15 protein-coding genes are annotated in these 16,911 nt (G+C 28.9%); all 15 read right to left on the bottom strand.

What is annotated here, in order from left to right; genetic code table 11:
• Window positions 1-23: 23 nt before the first annotated feature.
• The gene (locus IC214_RS10710; protein ID WP_227432416.1) at window positions 24-698 is read right to left on the bottom strand and encodes a DUF881 domain-containing protein; all 675 of its coding nucleotides are present in this window, start codon (window positions 696-698) and stop codon (window positions 24-26) included.
• 4 nt (window positions 699-702) lie between these two features.
• On the bottom strand, window positions 703-1,401 hold the full coding sequence (locus tag IC214_RS10705) for a DUF881 domain-containing protein (RefSeq protein WP_227866647.1): 699 nt from the start codon (window positions 1,399-1,401) through the stop codon (window positions 703-705).
• 22 nt (window positions 1,402-1,423) lie between these two features.
• Entirely contained in the window at window positions 1,424-2,164 is a 741-nt protein-coding gene (locus IC214_RS10700; RefSeq protein ID WP_227482900.1) for a cell division protein FtsQ/DivIB, read from the bottom strand.
• Between the two features lie 269 nt (window positions 2,165-2,433).
• Window positions 2,434-3,651: an undecaprenyldiphospho-muramoylpentapeptide beta-N-acetylglucosaminyltransferase gene (gene murG, locus IC214_RS10695; RefSeq protein ID WP_227482901.1), complete on the bottom strand. Its 1,218-nt coding sequence runs from the start codon at window positions 3,649-3,651 to the stop codon at window positions 2,434-2,436.
• Between the two features lie 17 nt (window positions 3,652-3,668).
• Window positions 3,669-4,799, bottom strand: a complete 1,131-nt coding sequence (gene spoVE / locus IC214_RS10690; protein WP_227432412.1) for a stage V sporulation protein E — start codon at window positions 4,797-4,799, stop codon at window positions 3,669-3,671.
• 51 nt (window positions 4,800-4,850) lie between these two features.
• Window positions 4,851-6,206 carry a UDP-N-acetylmuramoyl-L-alanine--D-glutamate ligase gene (gene murD / locus IC214_RS10685; protein WP_227824216.1) on the bottom strand — a complete coding sequence of 452 codons (1,356 nt, stop codon included), beginning with the start codon at window positions 6,204-6,206 and terminating at the stop codon, window positions 4,851-4,853.
• Window positions 6,207-6,224: 18 nt separating this feature from the next.
• Window positions 6,225-7,193 carry a phospho-N-acetylmuramoyl-pentapeptide-transferase gene (mraY, locus tag IC214_RS10680; protein ID WP_227432410.1) on the bottom strand — a complete coding sequence of 323 codons (969 nt, stop codon included), beginning with the start codon at window positions 7,191-7,193 and terminating at the stop codon, window positions 6,225-6,227.
• 40 nt (window positions 7,194-7,233) lie between these two features.
• The gene (locus IC214_RS10675; RefSeq protein ID WP_227432409.1) at window positions 7,234-8,607 is read right to left on the bottom strand and encodes a UDP-N-acetylmuramoyl-tripeptide--D-alanyl-D-alanine ligase; all 1,374 of its coding nucleotides are present in this window, start codon (window positions 8,605-8,607) and stop codon (window positions 7,234-7,236) included.
• Window positions 8,608-8,774: 167 nt separating this feature from the next.
• Window positions 8,775-10,754: a stage V sporulation protein D gene (locus IC214_RS10670; RefSeq protein WP_227432408.1), complete on the bottom strand. Its 1,980-nt coding sequence runs from the start codon at window positions 10,752-10,754 to the stop codon at window positions 8,775-8,777.
• A gap of 11 nt (window positions 10,755-10,765) precedes the next feature.
• On the bottom strand, window positions 10,766-11,113 hold the full coding sequence (locus IC214_RS10665) for a hypothetical protein (protein WP_227432407.1): 348 nt from the start codon (window positions 11,111-11,113) through the stop codon (window positions 10,766-10,768).
• 196 nt (window positions 11,114-11,309) lie between these two features.
• A complete protein-coding gene (locus tag IC214_RS10660) occupies window positions 11,310-11,873 on the bottom strand; it encodes a TVP38/TMEM64 family protein (RefSeq protein ID WP_413926658.1) in 564 nt (187 codons plus the stop codon).
• A 295-nt stretch (window positions 11,874-12,168) separates the two neighbouring features.
• Entirely contained in the window at window positions 12,169-13,104 is a 936-nt protein-coding gene (rsmH, locus tag IC214_RS10655; protein WP_227432406.1) for a 16S rRNA (cytosine(1402)-N(4))-methyltransferase RsmH, read from the bottom strand.
• Window positions 13,105-13,133: 29 nt separating this feature from the next.
• Window positions 13,134-13,880 (bottom strand): prolipoprotein diacylglyceryl transferase, encoded by a 747-nt coding sequence (lgt, locus tag IC214_RS10650; RefSeq protein ID WP_227482904.1) that lies wholly within the window; start codon window positions 13,878-13,880, stop codon window positions 13,134-13,136.
• Between the two features lie 369 nt (window positions 13,881-14,249).
• Window positions 14,250-15,536, bottom strand: coding sequence for an EF-P 5-aminopentanol modification-associated protein YfmH (yfmH, locus tag IC214_RS10645; protein WP_227482905.1), 1,287 nt, complete (start codon window positions 15,534-15,536; stop codon window positions 14,250-14,252).
• 14 nt (window positions 15,537-15,550) lie between these two features.
• Entirely contained in the window at window positions 15,551-16,816 is a 1,266-nt protein-coding gene (yfmF, locus tag IC214_RS10640; RefSeq protein WP_227845589.1) for an EF-P 5-aminopentanol modification-associated protein YfmF, read from the bottom strand.
• Between the last annotated feature and the right edge of the window lie 95 nt (window positions 16,817-16,911).

Below are 16,911 nucleotides of genomic sequence, written 5' to 3'. Positions count from 1 at the left end.
TTTATTTTTTTGTATTTTTCGTTTTATTTTGCAAATAAATTCACTCTATTTCCATTATTTTCCTCTATTTTTATATTAATCCCATATATATCCTTTAGAGATTTAGCATATGATTCTGGAGAATTTATAGCTGCACTCAATAAATCTATATCTCCTATAGCTTTTATTATAAATGGTTGTCCATATGTAGTATCATTTACTGTAATAGTTGCTCCTGAACATTTTATCTTACTTGTTGACAATACTCTTTCTCCATTTATAGATATTGCTTTTGCACCTGCTTTTTTCAAATCATTTAAAACTCTTAGAATGTCAATATCATGTATAATCAGGTCGTTTGGATTTTGTCCATCTTTTAATTCTCTTTCACTATCCTTCATAGTAATAGTTATTCCTGGACCTGTGACAGCTGAATAACCACTTAACTCTTTAACTTCTTCAAGTTCTTTTTTCATCAATGTTTGAATAGATTCATTTCCATTATTTTCCGCTTGCTTATATTCATCTAAAGTCTTTTTGTTACTTTTAAGAGCTTCTTTTAGATTTTTTATTTCCTTATTTGTATTTTCTATCTCACTTTCAATATTTTTAGTCTGGCTCAATGTTATATACACTTTATTTGGGTTCAGTGATTTTATATAAGTTGATATGAAAATGCCTAATATGAATGCTCCTAATATAATCATTTTCTTTTTCATACTATTATTTCCTCTCTACTTTATCTGTATCACCATGTCCATTTATTTTTACATTATCTTCTTTAATTACTTTTACCTTTGCATTATAATACGTTTCTATTTCCCAGACAATACCATACTTTATATTGAGCGCAGAAGATAATGTATCAGAATCACCAATTGCCTTTATTGTAATTGGCTCCTTTATAACAGTGTCATTCATATAAAGTTTGTCTTCTTTCAAATACATATATGTATTTGAAACTACTCTTTGATTATTTATAGATATGGCACTTGCTTGTGCTGAATTTAATTTATTTATCATTGACAGTAATAAATCATAATTATATAGTATACTGTCATTTTTATCAAAGCTTCCTAAAGTTTTTGTAGAATTTATTTCAACTTCAATACCTTTTCCTTCTACATCTGTATATCCAGCTAAAGTTTCATATTTTTCTATTTCTGATTTAAGTATATCTTGCTCTCCTTTTTCACTTTTACCTCTATATGTCTCTATATCTTTTTTTACACTATTAATTTCTGATTGAAGGTTTTCTTTTTCTTTTTTTAGAGATTTAAGTTCTTCTGTAAGTTGCTCGCCTCTCTTAAAGGTCGTCATTCCTCTATTTTCTATATTAATAATTTTTAGTTGTAAACTAACGAGAACTCCCAATACAATACTTCCTATAATTATACTCTTATTTATAAACCTTTTTTTCAAAATATCACTTCCTTACAATTGTCTATCCTTCTGGACTATATACAGCTAGCTTTCCATAATTTAGATTTATAGTCCCACCATTGGTATTTTTATTTTGCAGGTCAATCAAAATTTTATTTACCCTAGATATATTATAATCTAAGTTATCATCATTAGAAAGTAAGATTTTTATATTGCTTCTCGTAAGCATATCTACATTCCCTTCTTTTTTAAAGTTTACATAATTTATTTTTCTATAAATACCTTCTTCTTTTAAATAATTTAAAGTCTTAAATACACTCTCTTTAGTTTTATAATTTTTAAATTTTATTGATTTTGTATCATTAATACTATAATCTACTTCCACTATCAAATCATTTTTACTTTCATTAGTGCCTTTTAATTCCTCTAATAAGTTCCCTTTTTTATCTATATAACAATAGTTATCTTCATCCTTTAATACCGCAAAAATTTCTTTTTCTTTTAAGCTTATAATTATCTTATTTGGAAGTTTCCTTTTTATTTCTACATCTTCTATATACGGATTTTTCATAAGCTTACTTTTCATGTCTTTAAAATTGTATGCAAATATATTTTCATGTGAACTTACATTTAACGCTTTCATTATATTTGACTTGGTGACTCTTTTATTTCCAATCACATCTATCCTATTTACATCAAATAAATCACTCCCTACAATAATACATATCCCAAAAGATAGCATAAGTATAAAAACTAAAACTATCATAACATTATTCGTATTTAGCTTCTTTCTCCTCTTCAAATACAATCAACCCCTTTGGTTAATAAATACACCTTTCGAGTTTATATTCCCTACAAAAAAAATATAATATTTAAAGTCAAATTTTCTCATTTTCTTACAAAACAATCTAATAAAACATTAAAAAAGAGGATTAAATTGATATTTCATCAAAATAAATATAAAATACTATATGTATTTTATAACTTAAAACTTATATACACATAAATAAACCCCTAATTTAGAATAATTTAGAAAATCTAATATATTATAAATTAGGGGTAAATATTTATTTATCGTTTCTTTATTCCTATTACTTTAGCCTGACCTTCTATACTTGGAGCTGCTTCTTTCTTTACTTCCTCAATAGCTTTTTCTTTTTTTGGTTTTTTAGCTGTTGATTTTTGTGTTGAGTTATATACCTTTATTATCTCATCATATATAAGGTCTATAGCCTCAGGTCTACCTATAGTTTTACTTGCATTTGCCATATCAACTAAAAGTTCTCTATCTCCTAAAAGTTTAAATACGGCTGTATTCAGGCTTTCTGGAGTTAAGTTTTTTTCCAAGATTGCAATCCCTGCCCCTTGCTTCTCTATACTCTTAGCATTGTACTCTTGATGATTTTCAGCAGTATATGCTTTAGGTATTATTATAGAAGGTTTGCCAAGAGCTGTTATTTCAGCTAATGAAATTGCTCCTGCACTACCTATAACTAAATCACTTGCTGCAAGTGCATTTGCCATATCTTCTAAATAAGGTACTACTTTTTGGTATGGTTTAAGATTTATATTACTGATACTTTCCATAAATTCTTCATAATAGCTTTTTCCTGTTGCAAATATAAAAGCTATATCTTCATTTACCATATTTTTAATGACAAGTCTCATTGCATCATTTATTTTTCTTGAACCTCCACTACCACCGTAGCAAAGTACCATTTTTTTCTCTTCACTTATTCCTAAATTTTTTCTTGCGATATTTTTTCTTGATAACAAAATTTCTTTTCTAACTGGATTTCCTGTAAAAACTAATTTTTCTTCTGCTGCCTCAGGGAATCTTTTATGTGAATCTTCAAAACTTGTAAGTACCTTTGTAACTGTTTTAGATAAAATCTTATTAGTTACCCCAGGAAAAGAATTTTGCTCATGTATTATAGCTGGTATTTTTCCCATAGACGCATTAAATAAAACAGGTCCACTGACATATCCACCAGTTCCTATGACTACATCTGGCTTAAATTTTTTAACAATTTTTCTTGATTGTTCCAATCCTTTAAAAAGCTTAAAAACTCTTTTTACATTATCGAAGTCTATTTTTCTCTTAAATCCTTGTACTGTTACAGTTTTCAATTCAAATCCATACTTAGGAACTATTTCTGATTCTATTCCTTTTTCCGTCCCAACAAACATTATCTCGGCGTCTGGATGTTCATCTCTTATTTTGTTAGCAATAGCTATAGCTGGATATACGTGTCCTCCAGTTCCACCGCCTGATAATAAAACTTTCATCAAATCATCATCTCCTGTTAATTAATTTTGACATGCTTTGAGATGTTCAACACTATACCTACAGCCCCCATAAAGATGGTGAGTGAGGTACCTCCATAACTTATAAATGGTAGTGCTACACCTGTAGCTGGCATTGATGATGTTGCAACTGCTATATTTAAAGCTGCTTGTATTCCAATTTGTGCCCCTATACCTATGACAACCATACAAGCAAATACATTAGAAGTCTTCAAAGCTATTCTTACACATCTGTAGACTAAGGCTACAAATAGCATTATAACTATTATACAACCAATTAATCCTAACTCTTCTCCTATTATAGCAAATATAAAGTCATTTTGTGGCTCTGGTATATAAAAATACTTTTGCTTACTCTTTCCTAAGCCTAAACCAAACAGTCCTCCTGAACCTAATGCATATAAACCTTGTATTACCTGATACCCCTTACCAAGTGGGTCTTGAAATGGGTCTAAAAAAGATGTAACACGACTAAGTCTATACGGTTCAGCAATTACTAATGCAGCAAATAAAGCAGCCCCACTTCCTATCATAGCAAATACAATTTTCATATCCATTCCAGCAACAAATATCATTACAAATGTAACTAGAATTACAGTACCTGCTGTTGACAAATTTGGTTGAAGTATTATCAACGCAAAAAATATTCCTGGAACTACGAGAAGTGGTACAACACCTTTTGTCAAAGATTTTATTTTATCATAATTTTTCTCAATCAATTTTGCAGTTAATATTATTGTAGCAAACTTTGCAATTTCTGCAGGCTGAAATGTTAAAGCACCTATCCCTAACCATCTTTTTGCTCCGTTTGCTTCTATTCCCAAAGGAGTTAAAACCAACAATAATAATACTACTGCTATAGCTCCAATTGCTGTAGCATTTTTCTTCCAAAAATTATAGTCTATTCTAGATGTAATAATCATAACTATAAATCCTAGTATAGCATATATTACATTTTTCTTTAGAAAATAGTATGCATCATTGTGTTTAAATGAAGATTGTATAAAACTTGCACTAAACACCATAACTATTCCTACAAATACTAAAAGCATAGTAGTATAAAATACTACTCCATCAAATTCAGTCTTCATCCTTATGTCAATTTGTTTTTTCAAATTTTCTTTAGGCATCCAACTAATCTACCTCCATTCTTCCATCTAAGTAAGTTTAGAGGTAAGAGATTATTTTAAATTGTTTACATTATCTTTGAAGTCTTTTCCTCTTACTTCAAAACTTTCATACATATCCCAACTTGCACAAGCTGGTGAAAGAAGCACTATATCTCCATTTTTTGAAATCTCATGAGAAGTCTTAACTGCTTCCTCCATATCTTTTACTATATGTATGTCATTAAATCCTTTATTTTTAGCACAATTTTCTATCTTTGGTGCAGTTTCTCCTAATAAGATTAATGATTTGACATATGATTTTGCAATTTCAAGAAGTTCATCAAAGTTGCTTCCCTTATCCATTCCTCCTGCTATAAGCACTATTGGTCTATTATAAGACTGTACAGCTTTTATAGTAGAATCTGGATTAGTTCCCTTTGAGTCATTTACATATATTACATTATCTAAGTTTCTTACAAACTCTTGTCTGTGTTCAACTCCTTTAAATGTCATCAATACATCTTTTATTACTTCTAAATCTACTTTACAAACATATGCTATTGCTATTGCTGCCATACAATTTTCTAAATTATGGCCTCCAGGCAAACTTACATCATCTTTATTTAGAAACTTAATCTTATCCTCTATATCTATTATTATGTCATTATTTTCTAAATATACTCCTCCATTTACTCTATGAGTTCTTGAAAAGTAAATTACTTTGGCATTACATTTATCAGCTAGGCCTCTCACTATTTCATCATCATAATTTAATATACAAAAATCTTCATCATTTTGATTCATAAATATTTTTGATTTAGCTTCTATGTACTTTTCCATAGTATGATGTCTATTTAAATGATCTTCTGTAATATTTAATATTGCACTTACTTTAGGTCTAAATTCATCCACACTTTCAAGTTGGAAACTACTCAGTTCAGTTACAAGTATAGATTCTTCATTTGAAGTTTCTATAGTATCTATTACAGGATTCCCTATATTACCAACTACATATGTATCTTTTTTGGCACTTGAAAAAATTTCTCCTACTAAGCTAGTTGTAGTTGTCTTACCATTTGTACCTGTAATCCCTATAAAAGTTGGATTATTTGACAATTTAAAAGCTAATTCTACCTCACCAATTATATACTTGCCTGAATTTTTTAGCTTCAAAATAAATGGCAAGTCTAATGGTACTCCTGGAGATACTACAACCATATCTACATCGTCTACAGCCTCTGGATGGCATCCTAATATGTATTCTATGTCATTTATAGATTTTAATTCATCAAGTATGTTTTTTAATTTATTTTCATCTTTAATATCATTTACAATTATACTTGCTCCTAATTTATCTAAATGTTTAATTGTAGATATACCAGTTTTTGCAAGCCCTACTAATAAAACTTTTTTTCCATTTAAGTCCATTTTTTATTCCCCCTAGGCCTAAAATACTGCTATTATACTTATCCAAGCTAAAACAACTGTAATAATCCAAAAAACAAATACAACTCTTGTTTCTGGCCAACCACATTGTTCAAAATGATGGTGTATTGGAGCCATCTTAAAGAATCTCTTTCTAGTTACTTTAAAATATCCAACTTGAATTAAAACTGATAGAGCTTCTGCAAAATAAATGCCTCCAATTATAGGTATTATAAGCACTGAATTAGTTAAAACTGAAAATGCTACAACCGCACCACCTAATGCCATTGAACCTGTATCTCCCATAAACACTCTAGCTGGATATGAATTAAATCCTAAAAAGCCTAGACATGCTCCAACAGTTGCTGCTGCTAAAACTGCAACTTCTGTATTGCCTGCAACTGAACTTGCAAACAACATAAAAAATACAGAAACAACTAAAGTCACTCCTGATGCTAGACCATCTAGACCATCAGTTAAATTTACAGCATTTACTATTGCTACTATTATAAACATCATTATTGGTATATATAGTATTCCAACATTTATTACAAAATCTGTAAATGGTATCATAAGTTGCGAAGCACTTGATGACGATGTATACTGATAAAAAGCAACATAAAAAGATAATGCAACTTGAAGGATTATTTTTTGATATGCTTTTAGTCCAAGTGACCTTTTTAGCTTTATTTTTATAAAGTCATCTAAAAAACCAATAAAACCAAAACCAGCAATACATATAAGACCTACTGCCATGTCATGACTAACTTTTACTCTTGTAAGTCCAGTTATTAGAATTGCAACAATCATTATAATTCCACCCATAGTAGGTGTTCCATTCTTAGCTAGATGTGTTTGAGGTCCATCATCTCTAACTGTCTGACCAAATTTAAATTTCCTAAGCATTGGTATAAATATTGGTCCTATTATAATTACTATCAAAAACGCAATCAATGCGGTGTACGTAAGCTCTGTTATTCCTAACATCATAAAACTCCTCTCCCTTGTCAATCAACTCATTAGTTTAAGCTTATTTATTTAGATATTCAACTATTTTTTCTAATTTCATGCCTCTTGAGCCTTTCACTAAAATAGTGTCTCCTGTTTTTATTAATTCATCTAATCGATTAAATACATCGTCTCTATTTTTAAAGTGATATATATTGGATGAATCGAATCCTAATCGTTTTGCTTCGTCTCCAATAAACACTGAGTTTTCACCTATAGTTATTATGATATCAGTATTATTCATAGATGATTTTCCAACTAATCTATGACCATACTCTGAAATTTCACCCATCTCAAGCATATCTCCAAGTATTGCTACTTTTCTACCTTTATATCTACCAAGTATTTTCAAGGCTGCTTCCATAGAATCTGGACTGGCATTATATGAGTCATTAATTATTGTTAATCTTTCATTTTTTATTATATCTAATCTCATTTTTGTCCCTTTGAAGTTTTTTAAACCTGTTTTTATACAATCCAAAGAAATATTTAAACTCATGCCAACTAATATCGCCGACATAGCATTATATATATTATGCTCTCCTATTGTTGGTATAAATATTTCCTCTTTTTTTCCATTTATGACACACGTAAATGTCAAACTATCTTCTTCCATAGTATAATCTTCACAATAAATGTCATTATCTTTCTTAAATCCAAATGTTTTTAACTTATATACATGCTCTTTTTCTTTTAATGTAGATAAAAATTTATCATCCCCATTTACAATCAAAGTATTTGTATCATCAAAATTTGAAGCAATCTCCAGCTTTGCCTTTAAAATCCCTTCCTGTGAACCTAGGTTTTCTATGTGTGACAATCCTATATTTGATATAACTGCAATTTTAGGATTTACTATGTCCACCAAATACTTTATTTCATTAAATCCAGACATTCCCATTTCTATTACAGCACACTCATGTTCTTTATTTAAATTAAACAAAGTCAAAGGAACCCCAAAATGATTATTTAGGTTCTTTTCATTTTTCAAGATGTTTAATTTTGCAGAAATAGCTGCATATATCATATCTCTAGTAGTTGTTTTTCCTACACTACCTGTAACACCTATAAATGGGATGTCAAATTTTTCTTTATAATATCTGGAAATATTTCCTAGAGCCAAAGTTGTATCTTTTACCTCTATTAAATTTATATCCGAACTTTCTAATTTTATTCCATTACTTTCATTTTTTATAAAAGTTTTGCATCCACTATCATATGCAGACTTTATAAAGGTATGCCCATCTAAATTTTCTCCAACTATGGCTACAAATGCATTTTGTGCATTTGCTTCCCTGCTATCTATAACTATATCACTTACACAGTCATTATAATCTCCATATATTAACTTTCCATTAGTTGCAAGTACTAACTCCTTTATTGTTAAGCACTCCATTCTCAAACTCCTCCTTATAAAACATTAGCTATATTATCTTAGCAACAAAAGGCAATGTATACCGTTACATATACATTGCCTACGATAACTCTTAACTTTATAATTATATACTATATTTCTGTTTTTTTGAAGATGTTTATGGATATATGTTAATTATCTGTTACTTTTTAGTTTTCAAAATATAGTGTTATACTTGAATCTTCATTAACTTTTATTCCAGGTTTTGGAAAAACATCCTTTACTTTTGTATCCTTTGGAATTTCTATATCTGTATCTAAATTTGGTTTTAACTTCGCATCTTCTAATGCTTTCACTGCATCCCCAATTTTTAAATTTCTTACATCTGGTACTTTGACTTGTTTCTTTTCATATTCAGCTTTTTCTTCTTCTTTATATACTGGTTTGACCCCTAAATATTTTAGAGAATCATTCATTATTTCTTTTACTATAGGTCCTGCTGTAGTACTACCAAATGCACTTACTCCTGTTGGCTCATCAACAATAGCAAGAACTACAATTTGTGGGTCATCACAAGGTGCTATTCCCACGAATGAACATATATATTTTCCTTGAGCATATTTACCATCTATAACCTTTTGAGCTGTACCTGTTTTCCCACCTAGTCTATATCCTGGTATATATGCAATTTTCCCTCCACCATCAGTTACAACTGACTCTGCAATCTCTAACATTTTTTTAGATGTTTCTTTAGATATAACATTTCTTACTTTTTTTGGTTTTACTGTCTCAGTTATATTACCTTTGTTATCAGTATAAGATTTTACTACTCTTGGTTGCATTAAATCTCCACCATTTGCTATTGATGATATAGCTGTTATAAGTTGTATTGGAGTTACTGATATTGATTGACCAAATGATATTGTAGCTAACTCAACTGGACCTACATTTTTTTCATTATACAATATTCCTTTAGCTTCTCCTGGTAAATCTATACCTGTCTTATTCATAAGACCAAAAGATTCTATATAATCATACATTTTACCAACACCTAATCTACTTCCTAATTCAACAAACACAGGGTTACAAGAATTTTGTACTGCTTGTTTAAACTCTTGTGTTCCATGAGGTCTATAGTGTCTCCAACATTTAATCTTTCTTCCTCCTACAGTTACACTACCTGTACATGTGAATTTCTCACCATCTTTTATTACTCCTTCTTCAAGAGCACTGGAAGATGTAATAAGTTTAAATGTAGAACCTGGTTCATATGTATCACTTACTGCTGGATTTCTCCACATTTGATAATAACCCTTTATTTTGTCTTTATCGCTATATTTTTCAAGTTCTTCTTGATAATATGGATATATTGGCGTTCTTGAGTCATTAGGGTCATAATCTGGTTTTGATGCTAGAGCAAGTATATCGCCAGTTTTAGGATTCATTGCTATTGCAGTGACTTTCTTTGCATTATTTATTTCATAAGCCTTTTGTACTGCTTTTTCAGTATAATGTTGGATTACTTCATCTATAGACAATACAAGACCATTCCCCTGAACAGGTTCATAATATTTTTCCATACCTTGTGGAATTTCTCTACCTGAAGCATCAGTACTTACTATTAATTTTCCAGCTTTTCCTTTTAATTTTTTATCATATTGCATTTCTATACCAGATATCCCTGTTGCATCTGAAGAAGTATGACCTATTACATATGGTGCAAAATTTCCATAAGGATAATATCTTTGATTGTCTTCTGCTACCCATATTCCACCTAATTTAGCATCTCTTATTTTACTTGCCTTATCATCATCTATCCATCTTTTGACCTTTACAAGAGCCATATTTTTTTTGCTTATTAAAGCATAAATATCTTTATAATCTTCGTCCAAAATTTCAGCCACTTTTTCAGCCGCTTCTTTTTTATCTTCAACTTCTACAGGTTTGCACCAAACTGTATATTTAGTTACACTTACTGCCAATTCTTTCATGTTTCTATCATATATAGTTCCTCTTTTAGGCTCTATAGGTATATCTCTTGTTTGTTGTTCTAATGCTTTTGTACTTAACCAATTACCTTTCATAAGTTGTAGGTATCCAGTCCTAATAACAAGGCAAAAAAACAGTGCACATGCTAAAACAAGAACAAGTACCAGTCTTTTTTTGCTTATCCTTTTTACTTTTCTCAAACCTATTCCCCCTAGTTATCCACATTTATATACTTTATTTGTCCATCTTTTGGATAGTCCATATTGAGCAATTCCTTTGCTTTTAACTCAATTTCTTTTATTGATGTTTTTTCAGTTTCTTTTGCCTTTAGTTCCTCTAGTACTATCTCTTTTTTTCTTAAATCTTTTTGTAAATAATGAATATCATATTTCATTTCTGAAATTTTTGAATAACCACATAGATTCAATATTATTACTACGAAAGTTGTAATCAATAAAATACATTTAGCCCCTATTTTTTTATTAATTCTCTTTTTATAATTATTCTTTTTTTTATTTTTATATTCATTTAGATTATGTATTTTATAATTTTTTTTCAAATTATCACCCCGATAATATAGATTTTTAGATTTTCCTCTATACTATATTTGTTATTAATCATATCTCTTCCTTTAAAATTTCATCGCTAAATTAATACACTGTTACACAATCTATTTGTAATTTTTTCTATACACAACAAAAAATCTATAGATTCACTAATTCTTGAATTCAAACCTATAGATTTTACACTAATTTTTATTTATTTTTATCACTATATATTTTCTTTAACATATAAATCAATACACTTAAAGCAAATAATATTAAAAGTCCTGTCATCATGACTTTAGCTCCACCAGTCAACATACCACCAACATAAGAATATACAATGGTTGCTGGTAATTGTCCTACTCCAGTAGCTATAAAGAAAGATATAAAACTCATGGATGTTAGACCTGCTGCATAGCTCACAAGGTCAAAAGATATAAAAGGAAGCAATCTTGCAATTAAAATCGTATGTTTTCCATACTTATCAAAAAAACCATCTATACTTTCTAGTGCAAATTTGCTTGTAAGTTTTACAACTACATCTCTACCTAAAAATCTTCCAATTACAAAACAAATTGCAGCACCTGCCATTGCACTAATCCATGACAGTATAGCACCATTTACCCATCCAAATAAGGCTGCATTTGCAAAAGTAATTAAAAATGCAGGAAGAGGTGCAGCTATTGATTGTAATATCATAAGTGCAAATGATATTATTGGTGCCCAAACTCCAAATGATAATATGTACTCCTTAATTGCATCTAGATTTAACATACTCAGATAAAATATCATCTGATTTACCATTTTTTTAACAGGAGGTATAAAAAAGTAAATACCAAATACCCCCAATATAATACAAATTTTTATTAATAATTTTTTATGCTTATTCTCTATTTTTCTCCACTCCTAATATCTACTTTAGTTATATTATAACAGAAAATATTTTTCTATATTGTCGATTATATCATAGTTGTTTTCTATTCTAATAAAAACTATAATAGGTTTTAACTATAATTAAGAAGTTTATTATTTTATTACATCGCTAGTCCTTACTCTCAAACTATATAAATTATATTTTTTCCGCTACTCTCAATTTAGCACTTCTTGAACGTGGATTTACTTCTATTTCTTCAGCACTAGGTAATATTGGTTTTCTAGTTATTATTTTTACTTCAGATTCTTTATCACATTGACATATTGGTAAATGCTGTGGGCATATACAATCTGATGCGAGATATTTAAATGCATTCTTTACTATTCTATCTTCTAACGAATGAAATGTTATTATACAAATTCTACCATCTTCATTCATTATAGAAGAGGCATCATTTATCATTTTTGTAATTACTCCAAGTTCATTATTTACTTCTATTCGTATAGCTTGAAAAGTCCTTTTAGCTGGATGAGGCCCATCTATTCTAGCTTTTTTAGGAATAGCTTTTTTAATTATATCAACCAATTCACCTGTAGTTTCTATTGGTTTGTTCACTCTTTCCTCAACTATAAATTTAGCTATACGTTTAGCCCAGTTATCTTCACCATAATCTTTAATTATCTTAGCTAGCTCATCTTCTGCATAAGTGTTTACAACATCATATGCTGAAAATTCACACCTAACATCCATCCTCATATCAAGTGGTGCATCTTGCATATAAGAAAATCCTCTCTCAGCTTCATCAAGTTGATGAGATGAAACTCCTAAATCTGCTAATACACCATCTATCTTATAAACTCCGATTTTTTCCAATTCTTCTTTTATATTTTCAAAATTGCTATGAACAAATTTTACTCTGCTTTCATATTCACTTAATCTTTCTCTTGCTGTATTTATAGCATTTTTATCTTGGTCAAACCCTATAAATAATCCTTTATCTGATAATTTTTTTACTATTTCTTTGGAATGTCCTGCACCACCCATAGTACAGTCAACATATACTCCATCTGGTTTTATCTTTAAATTTTCTATACATTCATTTAAAAGAACTGATACATGATGAAATTCCATAACTACCTCCTTCAAACTTACTATTTAAATTATTCTTCAATACTGTTGCTTTTATTTCTCTTTGATAAATAAATATGTGCTATTATACCACCAATAACACCAACTAAACTTATCACTTGAGCCATTCTAAGTGGTCCTAACATTAAACTATCTGTTCTTAGTCCTTCTATAAAAAATCTTCCTATTGAATAAAGGGTTATATAAGTCACTATAACTTGTCCTTCGTATTTTTTATTTTTTCTAAACAATAATAAAACTATAAATATTCCAAAATCCCATATAGACTCATATAGAAAAGTTGGATGAACCTTTACTCCATCAACCATTATTCCCCATGGTAAATTAGTTGTACCTCCATGAGCTTCTCCGTTAATAAAGTTCCCCCATCTTCCTATAGCTTGTGCTAAAGGCATTCCAAGTATGACAGTATCAGCCATTTTTAAGAAATTAATATTTTTAACCTTAGTGTATATATAGCCAGCTAAGATTCCACCTATTAACCCTCCATGTATAGCAAGTCCGCCACCTCTGAAATTAAGTATTTGAAATAGATTTTGAGCATAATAACTCCAATTAAATATAACATAATATATTCTTGCACATATTAATCCAACAGGAATTGCTATGATAGCTATATTTAATACATCATCTTCTTTAAGCCCAACTCTTTTCGACTCTTTTATTGCTATTAAAGTTCCCAAAATCATGCCACTAGCCATAAGTATTCCATACCACATTATGTCTATCCCAAACAGTGTAAATGCGACTCTATCCATAACTCCACCTCTTTATCTTAATTAAAATATTTCCAAAGCAATACACCATGTTTACAATTAATTGTAATTATACTAAATTATGATAACATATTAATGTTAATTCTACAAAACATATTGATGTTGATTCTACAAATACTTAAAATATATTATACATGCTGTCTCAACAAAATTATGCATAAATTATTTACAAGCAAAGAAATTGGTGTATATTATACACCAATCTCTCTACAAATTTTTATTAATAATATTTAATTTTTACTAACTTAATTTGTATAAGTATATTCAACAAAATCACTTGCTACCTAAATAAAACAAGTATCAAAATTAACTATTTGGCCTTTAGCTACTTATTTGTAATATTCAAACGTTCTACTTAGGTTCTACAATAGAAATAACGCAATACTCTTCTTTAAAGTGTTCTTTTAATCTCTCTTCAACTTCCTCAAAAGCAACATCCTTAATAATATCTAAATAATCCAATATATTTATATCTTTAAAGATATAAGATATAAAACTATTTCCTATAAAGTTTATAGAATCAAAACATTTAATAAATGAACCAATTTTTTTCTTTTTAGTTCTTTCAAACTCCTCTTTAGATAATCCTTCTTTTTTAGCTCTTTCTATATATTCAAGAATTATCTCTTTTACTTTTTTAGGTTCCTTAGAATCTCCAGCAATTACGCTAAAAGCATAGTCTACTTGAGATGAAAATCCAGCTCCAAAATTTTCATTTATTAGACCTTGCATATACAAATCTTCATAAAGTTTACTGCCCTTTTTAAATAACATACCTATAAGTATATCAGTTACAATTTCTTTACGTAAAAGTTCTTTTCCTTTTACACCTACATTATTATCTTTAAAACCTATGTTAAACATAGGTATAGATATAGGAAACTTTTCTATAACTTCTTTTTCCTTTACATTTGCTGGTTCTTCAGGATAAAATCTTTCTATATTCTTAGAAAGTTTATCCACATCATAATTGTTTGCTTTTTTAGTTACATCTATTACCTTTTCTACATCCAAATCACCTACAACGAATAAAGCCATATTTCCTGGATTATAGAAAGTATTGTAACACTTATATAGTTCTTCCTTAGTTATCTTATATATACTATCTACTGTACCAGCTATATCAATTCTAGCAGGATAATTTACATACATAGCCTTTAGACAATTAAAATACACATTCCAGTCTGGATCATCATTGTACATTTTTATCTCTTGTGCTATTATACCTTTTTCCTTTTCAACATTTTCATCTGTAAAATAAGGTGTTTGAACATAATCAATTAAGTGCTCTAAACTTTCATAAAAATTTTCCGTAGCTGAAAATAAGTATGCTGTCATTGTAAAGTTAGTAAATGCATTTGCACTTACACCTAATTTAGAAAATTTTTCAAAAGCATCTCCTCCATCAGGTTGTTCAAACATCTTATGTTCTAAAAAATGTGCAATTCCTTCATTTACTCTAATCTTTTTATCTTCTCCTATTGGAATAAATTCTAAGTCATTTGAACCATAATTAGTAGCTAAAATAGCATATTTTTTTGTAAAGCCTCTCTTTGGCATAAAATATACATCTAAGCCATTTTGTAATTTTTCATAATAAACTTCTTCTCTTAATATATCATTAACTATTTTTTCCATAGACATCTCCTCCATTAATTTCTTAAAAAGTATACAGTATCAAGTTCTATATCTTTTACAGCCTCAACTATATCTTTTTTAGTAACTTTCTCTATGCTAGATATTATGTCTTCTACTTCAGAATTTGTCTTTGCCATAGACTGAGAAAAAGCAAAATCAGACATTCCACCTATATTATCTGTTATAGATTTCATAGAGTTAACTAAAGCAAGCTTACTATTTTCTAACTCTTCATCAGATATATCTCCTGCTTTTAAACTTTCTAATTGTTCTTTTATTAATTTTACAGCTTTATCATAATCTTTAGTTTCTATTCCAGATGATATAAGCATAATACTTTTATACTTCTCTATTGAAGAGAAAATATAATAGCATAAGCTTTCCTTTTCTCTTACATTCACAAATAGTTTAGAGTGTGGACCACCACCTAATACATTACTTCCGACCACAAGGGCATAATATTTATCATTATCTACATAATCTACATTTGCTCTATACCCCATAACTAATTTACCTTGAGTTATTTCCATTTTTTCGTCTACTACTTTTACTTCATCTACATGTTTTATGAAATCTTCTTTTGGTATATCTATAATATCTTCTCTTTCGAATTTTAAATTATTACTTATTATATCTACAACCTTATCTTCATCAAAATTACCTTCTACAACTATGTCTATTGGAGATGTTTTAAGTATATTTCTATAATGCTCATATAGCTCTTTTGAAGTTATGTTATCTATTTCATCTTCGTAACCAAACTCACTTATACTGTATCTTTCATTTCCACACATAGCTTCTATACATTTATCTTGTGCATATTCTTTTTTATCATTTATTATTGATTGTATCTTATCTCTTAAATTTTCTTTTTCAATATTTAAATAGTCTTCTTTAAATCCACCATCTACAACAAGTGTATTATTTATTACTTCATTAAAAAATTCTACTACTTCTTCAAATATATTTTCATCTAAATACTTTTCACTTATATTAATTATTTTAAAACTTAGTACTTGACGCTCTCCACGCTTTACAGCATCAGCTCCCATAGACGAACCGTATAAATCATCTAGTTTATTGGATATTGCTCTGGCACTAGGATATTTTTCACTTCCACTTGCTATTATTGATGGTATCAAAGCATTTTTTGTAGTTTCTTTTTTATCCAACAATCTCTGAACATACAAACTTATAAGATTTGATTTAAACTTTTCTGTTTTTATCAAAGTCAAATTAATATTATTACCTAAATTTATTATTTTCTTAGTATTAACCATATGTACCTCCTATTTTTTATTTAAACATCAATTTTAAAATTGAAATTTATTCATTTTTTGATTGTATATACTTATATATAAAAACCTTCTATTTA

It is taken from the genome of Clostridioides sp. ES-S-0190-01 (assembly GCF_020658275.1).
GTDB lineage: Bacteria > Bacillota > Clostridia > Peptostreptococcales > Peptostreptococcaceae > Clostridioides.
Note: the sequence above shows the minus strand (reverse complement) of the source record. Positions and strands in the feature narration are given on the sequence as shown.